The organism is Bacillus cereus group sp. Bc031, from assembly GCF_027716265.1.
GTDB lineage: Bacteria > Bacillota > Bacilli > Bacillales > Bacillaceae_G > Bacillus_A > Bacillus_A paranthracis.
Map to the genome: position 1 here is coordinate 1 of NZ_JAQFUL010000029.1, position 17055 is coordinate 17055.

The window sequence follows — 17055 nt, forward strand, 5'->3', positions numbered from 1 at the left end:
GTCTTTTTTAAATAAATAGTACTTTGATAACTAAAAATTCTGTTGTTTTTCAGTTGACATACTACCGCAGGTCTTTAATAATGTGATAAGGCAAGTAAGCTAAAGATTTAAATATTACTTTTAAGTATCTATAGCACCTTAAAGTACGTACTTTTTATCCTATTAAACATGTTTCATAATAGCATACGTAAACAGCAGATGAGTAGTACGGCACTAAAAAGTACCTGTATTACTTTTTAGTATCTATATCACTTTAAAGTACGTACTTTTCATTATGTAAAATACATTTCATAATAGCATTTGTAAGAGTTGAGTGAGTCATGCAGTGCTAGAAATTACCTACGTTACCTTTTAGTGCTAACGTACAATTTTAACTGTTTATATACTTTTATCATGCCTTTTGTCAGACGATGAAATGACATGTTTTCATTTTCACATCCATTCACAATGATGAATTAATTTTTAAATACATTTTAGGGGGATATTTATAATGAGTAAATTACTAAAAGAAAAAATTGGTTTTGGTACAGCACCACTAGGAAATATGTACCGTAATATTCCAGAAGAAGAAGCAATCGCTACAGTGGATGCTGCTTGGGAGAATGGCGTTCGTTACTTTGATACAGCTCCACTTTATGGATCTGGTTTAGCAGAAATTCGTCTTGGCGAAGCACTATCAAAAAGAAATCGTGATGATTACTTTTTAAGCACAAAAGTCGGTCGAACGATTTCAGATGAACTAGAAGATCCATCTGCACGTGATTTAGGTGAAAAAGGCGGACTTTTCGAATTTGGCCGCAAAAATAAAATGATCAATGACTATAGTGCAGATGCAACACTTCGTTCTATCGAGCAAAGTTTAAAACGTTTAAAAACAGATCGTCTAGACTTTGTTTTCATTCATGATTTAGCTCAAGACTTTTATGGTGATGAGTGGATTTCACAATTTGAAACAGCTCGAACAGGAGCATTCCGTGCACTAACACGTTTACGTGAAGAAGGCGTTATTAAAGGCTGGGGACTTGGAGTAAACAAAGTAGAATCAATTGAACTAATGCTTGATTTAGAAGAAGCGCAGCCAAATATATCCTTACTAGCTGGTCGTTATTCATTACTAGACCACGAGCGTGCATTGCAACGAGTAATGCCTGCAGCTGTTAAGCATAATATGGATATTGTTGTTGGTGGCCCATATAGCTCAGGTATTCTTGCTGGGGGTGCTCACTTCGAATATCAAAAAGCATCACCAGAAATCATTGCAAAAGTTGAGAAAATCAAAGCTCTTGCAGATCGTCACGAAATCAGTATCAAAGCTGCTGCATTACAATTTTCACTAGCGAATCCAGCAGTTGCTGCCGTTGTTCCTGGTGCAAGTAAACCGGAACGAATTGTAGAAGACCAAAACGCCTTAAATACAGTAATTCCAGCAGCATTCTGGGAAGAAATGCGTGAACAAAAACTAGTAGCACCTAATGCACCACTACCAATCAACGTAAAATAAATTGAAACCTTAATCAGTGGGGCAATCCCCACTGATTATTTACCCGCAAATACCGGGATGAAAAGGAGCGTAATGAACATGGCACATACTACTACATCTATGGAAATTTTCGGTTCACCTGAACAAGTATGGCAATTAATCGGAGGTTTCAACTCCCTTCCAGACTGGTTACCTTATATACCTAACAGTAAATTAACGGAAGGCGGTCGTGTACGTCACCTAGCTAATCCAGATGGTGACACGATTATAGAACGATTAGAAGTATTCAATGAGAAAGAACGATACTACACGTATTCAATCATGAATGCACCATTCCCAGTCACTAATTATCTATCTACAATCCAGGTGAAAGAAGGTACTGAAAGTAACACATCGGTAGTAGAGTGGTCTGGTACGTTCACTCCTGTTGAAGTTAGTGATGAAGAGGCAATAAACCTTTTTCATGGCATTTACAGTGATGGACTGAAAGCATTGCAACAAGCATTTCTAGATTGAGCTATTAAAAACAATGAAAAGCAAAGCGATATCGCTTTGCTTTTTTATAAAATCCCTTTTAACTTTTCACCAATTAACTTCGCTACATACTCATAGCCTTCTGGTCCAACGTGTAGCCCATCTCTTTCATCATTTTCTACAAACCTTTTATAATTCCGTTCTTGAATCATTTCAGCATACAAATTTAGAAAATAGCTTCCTGTTTCTTTCGCCACTTCCTCTACCACGTCTGCATACTGACCGAGTACTTCATTTGTTCTATTATGCTGTCTTTCTTCATCAACTGGGGCAGGACTAATAAGCAGTACTTTACCTGAAGAAATATGGTTCACAATCTTCTCTAAATTTTCTTTGTATGCTTGTAATGACCCTTGCGAAAAAGAGACTGCATCATTCGTGCCAAGAAAAACTGTTACGAAATCTGGTTTATGTGATAATACATCTTCTTTAATCCTTTTTAACGCATCAAACGTATTATCACCTGGAACACCTGCATTCACTACGTTCCAATTCGGAAACATCTCTCGCAAACGTGGTGTTAACCTCGGCGTTCCATTGAAAAACATTTCATCAGCTGTAATACTATCCCCAAAGCATACTAACGTTTTCATAAAACTAACTCTCCTTTTACGTATGAAACAACTTTCCTTCTACCGCCTTAATATATCTTTCAGCAGAACGTTCCACTGCCTCATTTGCATTCTCTTTTACTACTCGATGAAAAGCATTGTATAAACGATTAAACTGTAACGGCTTCACTCGATTCACCATTTCTTCCACTTTTCTCGCTGGTAATGGAATTAAGTTTGGATAGCTGTACATAAAGCTTACCCATCGTTCATCCGCTACAACTTGAATAATATCACCTGTTAACAAAATTCCTTTCCCATCATTACCTTCTTCCCAATGTAAGACAGATCCACCTTTAAAATGACCACCTAAACGATGAATAACCAATCCATCCGCTAATTGTAAAGACTCACCAGACCAATAAATAATACGACTACTCGGGCGCATCACCCACTCTTTATCATCTTCGTGTATATAAATCGGTACATCAAATGTCTCCGCCCATTCTACTTGTGTTGAATAATAATGAGGATGAGACAAGGCAATTCCATCTAGTCCACCAAGCTCTTTTATTTTCGCAATTGTCGTTTCATCTAAATAAGTAATACAATCCCACAGTAAACGATATGACTCTGTTTTCACTACATATGCCGTTTGACCGATCGCAAATCCTGGTTTTGTTGTAATACTAAAAAGCCCATTTTCCTCTTCGATTATTTCATTTTTATATGTATCACTTGTTTGTAAGCTTTCTAGCGTCGTCCAAGACTGCCCTTTCGGATTCACATATTGTCTCTCTTCATCACAAATATGACAACTCACCGATTCTTCTACACTCGCTGCATACTGCACGCCACACGTTGTACAAACGAAATTTTTCATCATAATTTCCCCTATCCCTCTATTTTTATTAAGCTGATTTTTGTTGATACTGATTTACTTTTTTATTTTCAATTAATAAACTGATAAAAGTAAGTAAATAAACAACCGTAACGGATAATGGAATGACAGTGAATCCTTTTTCTGCAAAAAGAATCCCGCAAACTGACGTTACAAATACAGTCCCTACTGACAATAAACCGTAACTTTTACTTTCGTAAATCCACACGTACGGGATAAAATGAACACCTATTAACATCGCTACTACAAAAGGTAACCATTCTGGAAATTGAAAATAGGCAAGTAATACAAGCGGAATATTCAATACATTTATCCCACCAATTAATCCTGCCAAAACCCCTAACGGATTTCCTTTCGCAAACATATCAATTTTCAATATAGCAGCTATCATTAATCCAAAAGGAAACACACATCCCATACCGATTAAATATACCCACACCACTTGTTTTTCAGAAAGAACAAAGCCCATTATACTCATAACTATCCAAAATAAAACACCAGCTAATATAATCGGTAATCCTCGCTTCGTTTTGATTGCTAAATCCTTTTTCGCTTCTGAAACATTCATTTCACGATCCCCCCCAAAAATATTTGTACTATAAAGTCACCTCAACCTCGTCCATCCAATAACGCCAAGCTACTAAATAATCTTCTAAATCTTTCGGGTGATGTCTTAAACACGTATCTATACGCAAATATAATCCTATAACTATTTCTTCATATAAATCACGTTCTTTTTTATGAAATACACATTGTTTCATCGCATAATCAATCGTTTCTTTCGTTACATCTTCCGGGGTTGAACAGAACGCATAAATTAAATCGTATATAGGATCTCCTAACACTGGTAGGGGATCAATTACACCATGCAACTCATTTCCTTGAAATATAAAATTATGAAATCCAAGATCACCATGTAATAAAAATGGCTGATTTATTCCAGCATCCCTATTCGCTAACTTAAGAACTTTTCTATACTCTTCCTCACTTATGTACGGTCTTACATTTTTATGAGCTTCCACCACATTTGTCGTTAAAAATTCATTCCAAGATTGAACCGGACTTTCTTTCCATCCCCAGCCATCTATACGTGAAACTATTTCATACTTATTAATAACTTCTTTTACAAGGGTACTAAGCGTAATTCTTTTTTGTCCTCGTCCGCACGAAGTACTACCTTCAAGGAACGAATACACAATATATGTATGTAAAGGTTCCTTATACAAAAGATTTGCAAACAAAGTATTCCTTTCATAAAAAGAAAGAAAAATAGCTTCTTCACGTATTACTTCCGCTTCATTAAGTTTTACAACGTATTTTTCATCCAACAAATATACAGTACTTGTCGTTCCCCCGTTCAGCACTTTTACGCTAGTTGGATAATGTGAAATCACTTTCTCCTTAACTAGTTGTGCAGCGATTGTTGAAATGTCCATTCCCTCACCCTTTAATCCCGAAGATTTCTTCAATTCAAAAGACAACTTTACTATTATTTGACAAATATAAGGGAATTCCTCCTAAAAATCTTAATATAACAAAAAATAATTTTATTTCATTGCAACTGCTTCCTTCAATATTTCATCAAATAATTCATTCCATTTATGATAATGTGATACAATTTCTTCACTCCAAATGATCTTCATTTAATCTAGTAATTTCTATTAAATTATCTCTTTCTTTTAACTTACGAGCTAAACTTTCTACACCAAAAACTTCTGTAAATGTGTGGCTACCTACTATTAAGTTAATGCCTTTAAATTTCGCATGTTGCACTGTATATAATGTTTTTTCTCCAGTTATATACGTGTCACACCCTTTTTCTAATGCACGTTCAATCAAATTTGTATTGTTCCCTGCACCAGTTAAAATCGCAATTCGTTTTACTGGTTTATCATGGTTTCTCCAGCTCTTCACTTTCTCTTCCATTTTTTCTTCAAGCCTTTCAACCAAGTTTAAAAATGCAATCGGTGCTTTAAATTCTCCTATTCCAGGTAATTCCTCTTCCTCATACGTAGAGTATTCTAAAATTGTATCTATCGCAATTTCATTAAATAATGATGTACACGTACCAAATTCAATAAAATCTAACGGCGAATGAATCCAAAAATGATTCATTTCATATTGTTTTAATTTCTCAATACAAGCCTCTTCCATTCCAAATAAAAAACTCCACGGTGCATGATGTGTAACTATCATGTCGACTCCATTTTTATACCCTTCTTCAATCGTCTCTAACGTCAAATTTGTTGTGTAACCAATTTTGTGAAATTCATCTTTACTTATATGAGTAAATCCATATTCATCATCACCGTATTTATGAAGATGCTCTCCAAATAATGATGTTATATATTCATTAAACTGCGTTATATTCATTTTTATTTCTCCTTTCATTTACTTTTATATTTCAAAAATAAGGAAATACTAACAACAACGTTACATACATATAGGAGGACAATATGAAACCTGAATTTTTAAAAGCTGTACATGATGCCATCGGAAATGTCGAACACATTCATATAGAGGAAAGCGGTGCTGACAGCTTACTCATCCATCATGATGATGCACAGCAGTTACAACAAGTCGCTAAAACGTTAGAAAATAACAATTTCCGCTCTGCTTTAAGAACAACTGGAGATGCTTCGTATATTGAAGTATTGAACAGATAATGAAAGTCCGGATGTATGCCGGGCTTTCTTTTTTTATATTAAAACCTCAAACTCTTTCACATACACAGCTGTACCAGCAATATCTATTTGTAACTTCTCATTTTCTACATCTTTCGTTACATATACTGTTACACGACCATCTTTATATATTTCCTGTCCCTGCTCAACGATTAACTCTATTTCACGGTCAAAATCTTTCTCCACATACGTCGCATAATACGCCCCCATTACACCTGAAGCTGTTCCTGTCACTGGGTCTTCAATCGTTCCAGCATAAGCTGATGAAAAATGACGTCCATGCATTTTTGCCTGTTCATCATAAGTTTCTAAACAAACTGGATGAATAGAAGCGTTAGGTATTTCTTTTAATACCGATGGAAACACCTCATTGTTAGGCTTCATTCTCTCACATACATCTAGATTTTTAACCGGTACAATTACGGTCCAGTTCCCCGTACTTCCATATACAATCGGTAAACTTACATCTAAATCATTTACTTCTAAACCGATACTATGAGCTAATTTTTCTTTTGAACCTGTAAATTCTTTAAACTGAGGTGCTGCCTGCCTCATTTTAATAAAGGTTTCTCCATTTTCATTTACACCTATTTGTATCGGTAAAATCCCGGCCTTCGTTTCAATCGTAAGGCTTGCTTTCTCTTCTAATAAACCTCTTTCACGCAAGGCAAATATTGTCCCAACTGTCCCATGACCACATAAATCCATTTCAAAACCAGGTGTAAAGTAGCGCATTCTTATATCTCCTACTTCTGAGGAAAGAACAAAAGTTGTTTCGTTAAATCCAACTTTTTCAGCAATACGCTGCATTTCCTCTTCTGTTAATCCATCTGCATCTAATACAATACCTGCTGGATTACCCATATTCGGTTTATTCGTAAATGCGTCATAATGAAATACGTTTATAGTCTTCATCTTCTTTTCTCCTAACCTTCTTTAAAAATTTTATAATAAAGCTCTATCTCCGTTTTCAACGAACAATTATTTCTCCAAAATATTCTCTGCATCTTTTCATTTGAAGTATGTGCGCTTCCGATGTAATAAGTAGCCCCTATTTCCTTTAACATATGTAAAGATTGAAGATGCAGCCGGGAAGCAATTCCTTTCCCACGATAACAAGGCATTACCCCAAAATAAAATAATCGTCCTTCACTTTCTGTTCCAGTTTCTATATGCGGTATGGACATACCAATCAGCTCATTTTTATCATAAAAAACAATACATGACTTTTCCCAACCCTTACCTAACTCTGTTTGTACAGAATAAAAATGTTCATCGATAGTTAAAATTGAAGTTTGATTCCCTGAACCCGACATACATTGTTCCCAAATATATTTAAATTCTTTTTCCGATAACGTTCCTTCTGCTATTGATCGATATGTATATTGTCTTTCAAGTTCTTCTATATTGTTCAATTCTCTACATACTTCTACCTTTGCTGCGTGCAAAGAAAAACCTGCATCAAGTAACACCCTCACACTTGAGTTATAACTACTAAACCTTTTGTTTAATACAATACTCGCTCTTTTTAACTCCCAATTAAAACAAACCTCTTCAAATCTACTTATCTTTTCTTTATATGTTTGTACGTTATACAAAACATCTTCTTCTATTTCTTCAATCGTTACTGCATGTGGTAAGCCATTTAATACTTTTTTAGAAGGGCCAAACAAATTCTGAATGATTGCAAGATCGTATATCACCACTTTAATTCACCTACACCTGGCTCAATAAACTTCCCTGAAACATCCTCATTTGAATCTATTATCCAATCATATATATTTTTTGCTCCTTCAGCCGGGGTCATATTCGCATCAAAAGCACCAATTTCAGTCTTTAATTTTCCAGGGTGAATAGCAGTTACACGAATTCCTTTATCCTCAAACTCTTGTTGTAAACAGAGCGTTAACATGTTTTGTGCAGCTTTAGCAATTCGATATGAATATGAGAAATGGCCTTGCGGAAACTCTTTGTTGGCCATTTTATGCAATGAACCTAACCGAGAGGACACATTTATGATTCTCGGATGATCCGATTTAGCTAAAGCCACATATGTACCTTTTACAGCTCGAATTACACCTAAGCAATGAATATTAAATAAGTCCGTTAACTCTTCTGAATTCGTATGTAAAACCTCAGTCTCCTTTCCAGTAATTCCTGCGTTATTTATAACTAGATCAATATACTCTGTATATTCCTCAAGCTGTTTCTTAATTTGTTCTGTACTTTCATCAGCCGATAAGTCTGCTAATATAGGAAAACATCTGCAACTAAACATTTTCTTCAATTGTGTTAACGCAACCTCAGTTCTAACTAACGGATAAACGATATGTCCATTTTCATGAAACACTTTTACTAACTGTAACCCTAATCCGCGATTTCCACCTGTAATTAGAACTCTCATATATTCATCTCCTTATTTTTAAAATAAATAAGAAAATCCATCCACTTACCATTCTCTAATGAAAACGCCTCTCTCTTGCATTCAAAAGAAAAACCGGCTCTTTCCGCAAGACGAACGGATGGCTCATTATCAACACGTATATGTAATTCGATTCTATGAAAATGAAGACGATTAAAAAATAACGATACTGCAGCTTTCACACTTTCCATGCCATATCCGTTTTTCCAGTATTGATTATGTATGGAATATCCCATCATCGCCCATTGATAGTCCATACGTAAAATTTTAATCAGCTCTAGCTTACCAATATTAGCTCCGTCTTCTTTACGAAAAATACCTAATACGTACATCTCATCTCGATGTGCTGCTTCATCAAAGCCCCTTATCCATTCCGTGAACCATTCTTTCGTTGATGATGCCATAACTTGATAACCATCGTCATATTTATACTGCGATGGTAACCTCTTATGAAATCCATCTAACCAATTTTCATAATCATCATTTTGGAACGGACGGATCATCAATCTCTCTGTCTCTACCTGTAATAGCGGTAGCTTCATTTACATCTCTTCCCTTAATTAATATTTGAATATTCTTTATTATCTTACACAAAATACAAAATCTAGTAAATCATTATGTTTTTGATACATAAAAAACCAGTCATGCCTTATACATAACTGGGTTCTCCATCGTTTTATAATTTTCTATTTCACAAGAACCGCATCTCGTAATTCCCTCTTCAACACTTTTCCTAAAGCGTTTTTCGGTAACTCGTCTATGAATACTACTTCTGGTATTTTATAACTTGCTAACTTCTCCTTACAATACTGAATAATACTTTCTTCTGTTAATGTTGTTTCGCCATCCTTCACAATGTAAGCTCTTGGAACCTCTCCCCAAAAGTCATCTGGAACTCCAACTACTGCAACTTCTAAAACACCATGTATTTCATGAATAACATCTTCTACTTGATCTGGATATACATTGTCACCACCGCGTATAATAACGTCTTTATATCTTCCCATAATATGCAGGAATCCGTCGTCATCTATCATGCCAGCATCACCCATGTTAAACCAGTTATCTTTTACTACCTTCTTTGTCGCCTTTTCATTATTCCAATACCCTTTAAACATGTATGGACTTTTCACATGAATCTCTCCAACTTCATTTGTTGTTAATTCATGTCCTGTTTCTGGATGAACAATTTTCACCTCTACATTTTTCAAGGTTTTTCCTACAGAAGACATCTTTTCTTTTCCCATCATTGGATGCCATGAGGTTACAACCCAACCTTCTGTACTACCATAACCTTGCACCATATAGATTCCTTTTTCCATATATTTTTGAATGAGCGTTTCTGGCACTTTTGTTCCACCGCTTTGTGCTACTTTAAAGGTTGAAATGTTACGCTCTTTTTTATTTAGTTCATCAAGCATATAGCTATAAACAGCCGGGAATGCAAGCATCGTAGTAATTTTCTCTTCTTCAATCTTATCCCAAATAAGAGTAGGATTCGAATCAGCTAAGAAGATCATCGTAACACCATGATAAATACAATTTAAAATAGAAAGCACGCCACTCATATGAAATAATGGATGCACGGATAAAAAGCGTTCACCTGCTGGAATTTCTCTTTGTCCTGCAATCTCTGCAAAATAATGATGTAAGTTTTTATGTCCAATTACGCATGCTTTTGCCTGTCCAGTCGTTCCTGAAGTAAATAAGTAAATGGCATCATCTTCTTCATGAACTTCTACGTTCGGTTCTGTCATTGGCTGTTTTTGCAACTCTAATTCAAATGAACCAAAGCCTTCTTTTGTCGTTTGAATTACATAAGGAATTTCTTTAACAGCATCAACATTTAATAACACTTCACTAAATTCTTCATCAATAACTAACACTTTTAATTTCGCTTCTTTTACAATCGTTTCTAATTCATATACAGTAAGCTGATGATTTAGCGGAATACATACCGCTCCAATTTTTAAACTTGCCATCATAACGCTTGGAAATGGGTGATTATTTTTGCATAGTATTCCAATGCGATCTCCTCTTTGCACACCATTATGTAATAAATAATGTGCAAGCTGATTTACTCGTTCATTATATTGCTGAAACGAATATCTTTTCCCTCCGCCTACAAGCGCTTCCAAATTTGGTGATTGCATTGCTCTTTTTTGTAATAATTTTTGCATCGTTCTCAAGTAAAACTCCCCTTTATATATGTTAGGTTTTTTATTTTACCATATTAACTATTAATTTACTAAAGATTACACTTAGTGAATATAACAAGAATATAAAATAGCCATTTACTTCACAAGTAAATGGCTATTTCCTCTTATATATTAGAATACTTCTTGTTCATTACATATTGCACATACTCAGGTGCACTTTTATCAATCTCTTCATCACTTAATTTATATTCGGCACCATATAAATAAAATGAAGGTATAAATTTCATGTCTGTATATAAGCATGTAGCTTGGAATGGTTTCGTCAACTCATCCATCGTAATTCCGCTATTTTCATAATCTTTTTCTAATCCACCTATAGAAACTGCTACACCAAACTCTTTTCCCTTCACTTTATCCCCTTTTGATCCGTATGCAAATCCATATGTTAATACATCATCAAACCATTTTTTTAATAATGGCGGTGTGCTGTACCAGTAAAGCGGAAATTGGAATATATATCTGTCATGTTCTACTAATAACTTTTGCTCTTCTTCAATATCAAACTCCCAGTTTGGTGCCACTTTATATAATTCATGCACCGTAATTTCATCTGAATGTTTCTCAAGTTCTTCTATCCATCTTTTATTAATTTTTGATTTTTCAATATGAGGGTGTGCTACAATTACAAGTGTTCTCATCATTTTCCATCCCCTTTATAAATGAATCAATCCTTTACATATTAGTATGAATGCATTACATATAATTGAAAAGTACGTACTTTCAGGTGCTATAGGAACCTTGAGGTACCTTTGGAGGTGTTATATGAATCAAAATGATAACTGTCCAATTGCAACGACGCTCGATGTAATCGGTGGAAAATGGAAAGTTCATATTTTATGTGTTTTGATGGATGGAAAAATGCGAACAAATGAAATCCGACGAGAAATCCCAAACATTACGCAAAAAGTTCTGACTCAACAACTTCGGCAACTTGAAGCTGATGGGATTATCCATCGTACTGTATATCAAGAAGTACCACCAAAGGTTGAGTACACAATAAGCGAATACGGGAAATCTTTAATGCAAATTATGAATGAACTATTTGAATGGGGAAAAGATCATCAGCTCAAAAGATTACATGACTAAAAAGGCACTATATACTTTGTTTAATCCTCAATGTTTATATTTTGTGTTTTTATAAATTTTATTTTTATCGTTTTTGGGCTAACTTGTTTTCTTAGATTGATGGACGTGACCCCACATCCATCAATCTAAAAAGATATAATTAGAAAAATGAGATTTCTATACAATTTCGCATATAAACACTACTTCTACCTCATTAAACACTTGCCCGACTTTTTCTAATCTCAATTGTACGTAAACTATAAAGGAGCACACCTAAACCGAGAATTTTTTCGTTATTAGACGCATTAGAACCTAAGGTAATAGTAGGTACATTTAAACCCATAAACCTTTCACTCCATTCTATAGGCATATATCCCTGCTTACCAATTACTAATGTACGTCCATCTATTGTACGGAGAGTACTTTGAATAAAATCAAACTCAACTTCTACATCTGACAATTTTGTGGCTTTATCTGTCATCAAAGTACCTCGTATCATAGTAAATCCTTGTATCATTTTTTCTTTAAACATACCAATCTGATTATAATTTGAATCATAGACTACCCAATCATATCCGTCCACTTCAGTATGAAAATAAGCTAGAATTTCCCCGCTACTCGTTTCTAATCCGTAAACATCTTTATTATGTAAAAAGGGTATTACTGAAAAAAGAATATTTGATGAAACCATCTTTGTTCCTGCTATATACTTACCATCAGGATGATATAGACCAAATTGCTTGTTTCGTTTTGGTAATTCTAATACAACCAAAGTATCAACATCCCAAAATGTTGCATTACTTTTTATCATATTCTTTTGTATCAACTTTCCTTTTCTTAACTGCCAAAATCCAATCCCAAAAAAGATAGAAGCAGCGATAACAAAAAAGATAAACTGCCCCCAATTAATATGTCCCCAATCTTCATATACAGCGCATAAAGCAAGAATAAAAATACCCGTCCCAATTAACAGTTTCAACTTTCCTTTTCGTTTATAGTAATCAAATAATTCCATTTCTATATCTTCACCCCTTATTTGTGGTTCCTAACTATTAATATATCAAAAACATATAATTCCCTCTATTCAAAAATATAAGTTCTTCCACTGTCCACTGCATTGGAAACAAAGTGATAGTCGGCCTTTTGAGCTCAAACTCCTGAGAAAGAATAAAAGCGAAATCAATATTTTTTTATTTTAGAGATAATACCATATCACCATCAAGCTAATAAAAAGATACTCCTTAAAAATAAAAAACGCTATTCTCTCTGTAAAATCATAGAAAAGAATAGCGTTTCTTATTTTGAAATAGAAGTCAGCATTTAAACTAAACATGCTAATATTGATTTTGTGCGATTGTCAGTTACTTCATAATAAATTTCTAATCCTTTCCGAGTACCTGTAACCATTTTAGCAGCCTTTAGTTTAGATAAATGTTGACTAATTGTACTTTGAGGCATTTCCAAATCCCCATACATTGTTGTTACATTAGTAGGACCTTTTGCAAGCATTATTTTTACTAATGATAAACGAACAGGATGCGCCAATACCTTTAGTACTTCAGAGATTTCTTCAAACATTTCTTTTTGTTCTTTCATCTTATTGCTCCCCTTTTATATACATATTTATGTTATCCATATATATAATTCGAAGGTATATACGATTTTATGTCCGTCATTTTAAAAAAATATAAAAAAACTTTTTCTCGAAACTAAAGGAGTATCTTCACATAATGTCTCACTATTAGAACTCTTATAGATACAGATGTATGTACTCTACACTCAGCTCACTAAAATCAATAAAAAAGAGAGCAGATAACCTGCTCTCTTAAGATGCCTCCTTATGTTCCGTGGAATGTTTTACACTTCCTATTCTCTTTAGCTTATTCCAACCTACCGCTACTCCTCGAATCGATGAGAATATAGATTTAACGACAACATAAGTCATAAATTGACGATAAATAAAGCGTTGTAAAATTAACCATACTAATGGTTTCGGATTCTCTTCCTCTAATTTAAATGCAAATAGAGATGCGAGAAGATCCATTAAAAAGAATACAAAATAAAATCCTAAAACTTTTAGCGGATCACTACTAAATAACCCCATAATCATTAATATATCTGCAAAAGGAGCAATGAATTGCAAAACATATTGGAATAACCACATGTTAGGCAATGCAATAAATCCTAACGTTTTATGCTTTGAATTACATAACGCTTTTCGATGTTTCCAAAGACATTGGAGTGTACCATATGACCAACGATATCGCTGTTTAATGAGACTTTTCACATCTTCAGGTGACTCCGTAAAAGCATACGCTTTTTCTTCATATACAATTCTATGTCCTTGACGTAAAAATGTAATAGTAAGATCTGTATCTTCTGCTAATGTATCTTCGCTTAAATATCCCGATTCAACTACATTCTTCTTACGCCACGCCCCAATAGCCCCTGGAACTACTGTAATACAATTTAATTCATCAAAAGCTCTACGTTCTAAATTAAATCCTGTTATATATTCAACATGTTGCCAAGTAGTTAACAAGTTTCGTCTATTCCCCACTTTAACATTACCTGAAACTGCTGCTACATTTTGATCTTCAAAGTGTCTAACCATGAGAGAAATGGCGTCTTGCGCAATAATAGTATCCGCATCTAAAGTGACAATAATCTCTCCTCGCGATTGTTGAAACCCTAAGTTCATTGCCGATGATTTCCCGCCGTTTTCTTTCTGAATGAAACGAACTTTAGAGTGTTTATAAAATGTTTCTTGCATTACTTTTGACGTACCATCTGTCGATCCGTCATCCACAACAATAACTTCAAATTCTCCATACTTACTATCCAAAATTGAGCGAATCGTCTTAGCTATCACCTTTTCTTCATTATATGCTGCTATGACAACACTAACAAAAGGTTGATAGGACGAATGAATAGTGTGAGGTAGCGTTTTTCTTTTCTGCTTCCATGCAAAATAAATTAAGAATAAGAATCGAAAAATCCCTAATCCAATAGCGATATAAAAAATAGTTGTTAATATATGTTTAAAGTATCCCGCCCCTGAAAAGACAGCTTTATTGTAAAGTAAATATTGCTTCCCCTCAGAAGAAACAGGAGGCATAATTTCATCACGTTCTTTATTCATTAAATCTGAAATTGTTACAAAACTATATCCATGCTTTTTTAAGTCTTTAATAATGATCGGCAACGCCTCTACCGTATGGGTACGATTCCCTCCCGCATCATGGAGAAGAATAATATTTCCCTCTCCCTTATAAACGGGATTAAGAGCACGCTTTACTAATTCATTTGTTGATGGTGTTGCCCAGTCCTCAGGATCCACTTTTTCTGCTACCATTGTATAGTTCATATTTTGTGCCCGTAAAATAGGCAATATTTCATTTGAGGAATCCGGGTTAGCATCCGCTTCGTATGGTGGCCTAAACAAAACTGTAGAATGCCCAGTTATTTCCTGGATCAGACGTTGCGTCGTATTAAGTTCTACTTTTGTTCGTAGTAAAGACGTATCAGCTACGTTAGGATGCTTGAAAGTATGATTGCCAATTTCATGCCCTTCATCGTATATTCTTTTCACAATACTAGTATTTAGTTGTGCGTTTTCACCAAGTACAAAAAAAGCAGCTTTGATCTTATTCTCTTTTAATATATCTAATATTTCCGGCGTATATTTCGGGTCTGGTCCATCATCAAATGTTAGTACTACTTGTTTCCCTTTCAGTTTTCCATATCGTTGCACTTCGTATGCAGATGGTAAGGATTGATATACTTCATCTTTAAGATAACCATCTTTACCTACTTTAAAATCTCTCAATCCATTTTGCTTTTCATTCTCAATCTGTAAAATTTCACCTTGTCCAGAATAATTCACTTCATCTAAACTAGTGATTTTATGTAATACATCAGGATTTTTTTGTGCCTCAATCGGATTTTTTAAAACTTTCCATATTGTAGGATCTTCTGCTCCTAATCTCCATAACGCAAACCCCTTTGCGTTGTTGTCCATTGCGATTTTCACTTGATTATAGAGAGTAACGCCGTCTAAGAACCAAGCAGTATGTTCTTTATCTCCTGTTTTATATCTAAAATAAGGATTTCCACTCATCTTATCCCATTGAATATTCATATCTGAATTATGAGCCATTACCATAACTTCTGAAAAAGTTAAAGATTTCGCCGGTTCCTTACTATTTACTTTCCAATCATATCCATAGTTACCGAAAGCAACTATAAGTTTATTAGACGGAATATTCAGTTCTTTCAATGTATGTTGAAACCATTTATTTGAAGCAATTGGTCCTGGCTCTCCTGCTCCATAGTGCTCATCGTACATCATTACAATCATTCGATCTATTATTTTTGCTAACGCACTATAATCAAAAGCCTTATCATTAGCTGGAACATCTTGTGTAACGAGCAAATCATGTTTATGAAAGACCGTAGTAAGTTCTTTCATAAAATTTGTTACGTTTTCTCTATCACTTTCAGGTACGGCCTCAAAGTCAATATTAATACCCGCAAATCGATTCTTTTCAACTTGCTTTACTAAATCATTTATAAACTTTGTCTTTACATCATTTGAGGAATTCAGCAACTTATGAATTAGCCCACTATCCGGACCAGAAGCTTCCTCAGTATAGTTAGTTAGTAAAGGCATAATTTTCACTTGATTTTTTTCTGCTAACTTTACTATCTCAGGTTTTATCTCACTTCTAATCGTTAAATCTGCTTTTAAATGATACCACTTCGGTACTAGCGTGGTTAATGAATCAATATTTTCTTTTAAAGAAGCGGTACTATTTTCATCCCAGTTTACATAAAAACCATACACTTCTTTACGTTGTTTACTATCCTTCGGCGAATTCACCAAATTTTTATTATCCTTCGTTTCGGTATTTGGTTTAAACTCTTCCTTCTTTAACTGCTGATCACTAAGTTTTTGATTAATTGGTACAAGTTTAGTATCTTGTTGTACAGCTGTATTCATATTTGGAATTTCTGGTGTTGAAAAAATACTTCGAAAGAAAAAATAAAATACAATACTTACGCTAACTATTGAAATACATAGAAACGAAATAAAAGCTATGTTTCTTCTTCCTTTCGGATCATAAAAAACAGGTTTTACTTTATCTTTCTCTTGTTGAATGTTTTTCTCCATTATATTTTTCACATACTCCTTCTTAA

At 34.4% G+C, this 17055-nt stretch carries 18 protein-coding genes; 4 read left to right on the plus strand and 14 right to left on the minus strand.

All coding sequences use genetic code 11. The annotated features are described in order from the left end of the window. Nucleotides 1-490: 490 nt before the first annotated feature. On the plus strand, nt 491-1501 hold the full coding sequence (locus PDQ33_RS13135) for an aldo/keto reductase (protein WP_000040533.1): 1011 nt from the start codon (nt 491-493) through the stop codon (nt 1499-1501). Between the two features lie 78 nt (nt 1502-1579). Then, complete coding sequence (locus PDQ33_RS13140; protein ID WP_001992947.1) at nt 1580-1996, plus strand: SRPBCC family protein; 417 nt, start codon at nt 1580-1582, stop codon at nt 1994-1996. A gap of 44 nt (nt 1997-2040) precedes the next feature. Here PDQ33_RS13140 and PDQ33_RS13145 read toward each other — a convergent pair whose 3' ends face one another. The 5 genes from PDQ33_RS13145 to PDQ33_RS13165 all read right to left on the minus strand — a co-directional run bounded on the left by PDQ33_RS13145 (nt 2041) and on the right by PDQ33_RS13165 (nt 5839). Then, nucleotides 2041-2607 carry an SGNH/GDSL hydrolase family protein gene (locus PDQ33_RS13145; protein ID WP_061131039.1) on the minus strand — a complete coding sequence of 189 codons (567 nt, stop codon included), beginning with the start codon at nt 2605-2607 and terminating at the stop codon, nt 2041-2043. Between the two features lie 16 nt (nt 2608-2623). Then, nucleotides 2624-3451 (minus strand): hypothetical protein, encoded by an 828-nt coding sequence (locus PDQ33_RS13150; RefSeq protein ID WP_270755876.1) that lies wholly within the window; start codon nt 3449-3451, stop codon nt 2624-2626. Nucleotides 3452-3476: 25 nt separating this feature from the next. Continuing rightward, complete coding sequence (locus PDQ33_RS13155; RefSeq protein ID WP_061131041.1) at nt 3477-4034, minus strand: DUF7010 family protein; 558 nt, start codon at nt 4032-4034, stop codon at nt 3477-3479. A gap of 28 nt (nt 4035-4062) precedes the next feature. Further along, on the minus strand, nt 4063-4902 hold the full coding sequence (locus tag PDQ33_RS13160) for an aminoglycoside phosphotransferase family protein (protein WP_061131054.1): 840 nt from the start codon (nt 4900-4902) through the stop codon (nt 4063-4065). A gap of 187 nt (nt 4903-5089) precedes the next feature. After that, nucleotides 5090-5839 (minus strand): Nif3-like dinuclear metal center hexameric protein, encoded by a 750-nt coding sequence (locus PDQ33_RS13165; RefSeq protein WP_061131042.1) that lies wholly within the window; start codon nt 5837-5839, stop codon nt 5090-5092. A gap of 83 nt (nt 5840-5922) precedes the next feature. On the opposite strand from PDQ33_RS13165, the gene PDQ33_RS13170 reads away from it, so the two are divergent. Then, nucleotides 5923-6132, plus strand: a complete 210-nt coding sequence (locus PDQ33_RS13170) for a hypothetical protein (protein ID WP_000801653.1) — start codon at nt 5923-5925, stop codon at nt 6130-6132. A 33-nt stretch (nt 6133-6165) separates the two neighbouring features. On the opposite strand, the gene PDQ33_RS13175 is transcribed toward PDQ33_RS13170, so the two are convergent. From PDQ33_RS13175 to PDQ33_RS13200, 6 genes are all read right to left on the minus strand, one after another. Then, nucleotides 6166-7065 carry a PhzF family phenazine biosynthesis isomerase gene (locus tag PDQ33_RS13175; RefSeq protein WP_076872370.1) on the minus strand — a complete coding sequence of 300 codons (900 nt, stop codon included), beginning with the start codon at nt 7063-7065 and terminating at the stop codon, nt 6166-6168. A gap of 11 nt (nt 7066-7076) precedes the next feature. After that, on the minus strand, nt 7077-7853 hold the full coding sequence (locus PDQ33_RS13180; RefSeq protein WP_000638674.1) for a GNAT family N-acetyltransferase: 777 nt from the start codon (nt 7851-7853) through the stop codon (nt 7077-7079). Next, nucleotides 7850-8554 carry an SDR family NAD(P)-dependent oxidoreductase gene (locus PDQ33_RS13185; RefSeq protein WP_001264490.1) on the minus strand — a complete coding sequence of 235 codons (705 nt, stop codon included), beginning with the start codon at nt 8552-8554 and terminating at the stop codon, nt 7850-7852. The genes PDQ33_RS13180 and PDQ33_RS13185 overlap by 4 nt, the downstream gene beginning before the upstream one ends. Next, a complete protein-coding gene (locus PDQ33_RS13190) occupies nt 8551-9114 on the minus strand; it encodes a GNAT family N-acetyltransferase (RefSeq protein WP_000775364.1) in 564 nt (187 codons plus the stop codon). The genes PDQ33_RS13185 and PDQ33_RS13190 overlap by 4 nt, the downstream gene beginning before the upstream one ends. A 144-nt stretch (nt 9115-9258) precedes the next feature. Continuing rightward, entirely contained in the window at nt 9259-10761 is a 1503-nt protein-coding gene (locus PDQ33_RS13195) for a class I adenylate-forming enzyme family protein (protein WP_061131043.1), read from the minus strand. A gap of 134 nt (nt 10762-10895) precedes the next feature. Then, nucleotides 10896-11429 carry an NAD(P)H-dependent oxidoreductase gene (locus tag PDQ33_RS13200; RefSeq protein WP_270394548.1) on the minus strand — a complete coding sequence of 178 codons (534 nt, stop codon included), beginning with the start codon at nt 11427-11429 and terminating at the stop codon, nt 10896-10898. 124 nt (nt 11430-11553) lie between these two features. Here PDQ33_RS13200 and PDQ33_RS13205 point away from each other — a divergent pair, with 124 nt between their 5' ends. After that, entirely contained in the window at nt 11554-11877 is a 324-nt protein-coding gene (locus tag PDQ33_RS13205; protein WP_001072984.1) for a winged helix-turn-helix transcriptional regulator, read from the plus strand. 193 nt (nt 11878-12070) lie between these two features. On the opposite strand, the gene PDQ33_RS13210 is transcribed toward PDQ33_RS13205, so the two are convergent. The 3 genes from PDQ33_RS13210 to PDQ33_RS13220 form a co-directional block, all read right to left on the minus strand. Then, nucleotides 12071-12871 (minus strand): hypothetical protein, encoded by an 801-nt coding sequence (locus PDQ33_RS13210; RefSeq protein ID WP_000418468.1) that lies wholly within the window; start codon nt 12869-12871, stop codon nt 12071-12073. Between the two features lie 305 nt (nt 12872-13176). Beyond that, complete coding sequence (locus tag PDQ33_RS13215) at nt 13177-13452, minus strand: ArsR/SmtB family transcription factor (RefSeq protein WP_000662957.1); 276 nt, start codon at nt 13450-13452, stop codon at nt 13177-13179. Nucleotides 13453-13681: 229 nt separating this feature from the next. Next, nucleotides 13682-17029 (minus strand): glycosyltransferase, encoded by a 3348-nt coding sequence (locus PDQ33_RS13220; protein ID WP_270755896.1) that lies wholly within the window; start codon nt 17027-17029, stop codon nt 13682-13684. Nucleotides 17030-17055 lie beyond the last annotated feature (26 nt).

Excerpts from the sequence above, each read along its gene's own strand:
- PDQ33_RS13135 (WP_000040533.1), top strand. The coding sequence starts at position 491 with ATGAGTAAATTACTAAAAGAAAAAATTGGTTTTGGTACAGCACCACTA.
- PDQ33_RS13140 (WP_001992947.1), top strand. The coding sequence starts at position 1,580 with ATGGCACATACTACTACATCTATGGAAATTTTCGGTTCACCTGAACAA.
- PDQ33_RS13145 (WP_061131039.1), bottom strand. The coding sequence starts at position 2,607 with ATGAAAACGTTAGTATGCTTTGGGGATAGTATTACAGCTGATGAAATG.
- PDQ33_RS13150 (WP_270755876.1), bottom strand. The coding sequence starts at position 3,451 with ATGATGAAAAATTTCGTTTGTACAACGTGTGGCGTGCAGTATGCAGCG.
- PDQ33_RS13155 (WP_061131041.1), bottom strand. The coding sequence starts at position 4,034 with ATGAATGTTTCAGAAGCGAAAAAGGATTTAGCAATCAAAACGAAGCGA.
- PDQ33_RS13160 (WP_061131054.1), bottom strand. The coding sequence starts at position 4,902 with ATGGACATTTCAACAATCGCTGCACAACTAGTTAAGGAGAAAGTGATT.
- PDQ33_RS13165 (WP_061131042.1), bottom strand. The coding sequence starts at position 5,839 with ATGAATATAACGCAGTTTAATGAATATATAACATCATTATTTGGAGAG.
- PDQ33_RS13170 (WP_000801653.1), top strand. The coding sequence starts at position 5,923 with ATGAAACCTGAATTTTTAAAAGCTGTACATGATGCCATCGGAAATGTC.
- PDQ33_RS13175 (WP_076872370.1), bottom strand. The coding sequence starts at position 7,065 with ATGAAGACTATAAACGTATTTCATTATGACGCATTTACGAATAAACCG.
- PDQ33_RS13185 (WP_001264490.1), bottom strand. The coding sequence starts at position 8,554 with ATGAGAGTTCTAATTACAGGTGGAAATCGCGGATTAGGGTTACAGTTA.
- PDQ33_RS13190 (WP_000775364.1), bottom strand. The coding sequence starts at position 9,114 with ATGAAGCTACCGCTATTACAGGTAGAGACAGAGAGATTGATGATCCGT.
- PDQ33_RS13200 (WP_270394548.1), bottom strand. The coding sequence starts at position 11,429 with ATGAGAACACTTGTAATTGTAGCACACCCTCATATTGAAAAATCAAAA.
- PDQ33_RS13205 (WP_001072984.1), top strand. The coding sequence starts at position 11,554 with ATGAATCAAAATGATAACTGTCCAATTGCAACGACGCTCGATGTAATC.
- PDQ33_RS13210 (WP_000418468.1), bottom strand. The coding sequence starts at position 12,871 with ATGGAATTATTTGATTACTATAAACGAAAAGGAAAGTTGAAACTGTTA.
- PDQ33_RS13215 (WP_000662957.1), bottom strand. The coding sequence starts at position 13,452 with ATGAAAGAACAAAAAGAAATGTTTGAAGAAATCTCTGAAGTACTAAAG.
- PDQ33_RS13220 (WP_270755896.1), bottom strand. The coding sequence starts at position 17,029 with ATGGAGAAAAACATTCAACAAGAGAAAGATAAAGTAAAACCTGTTTTT.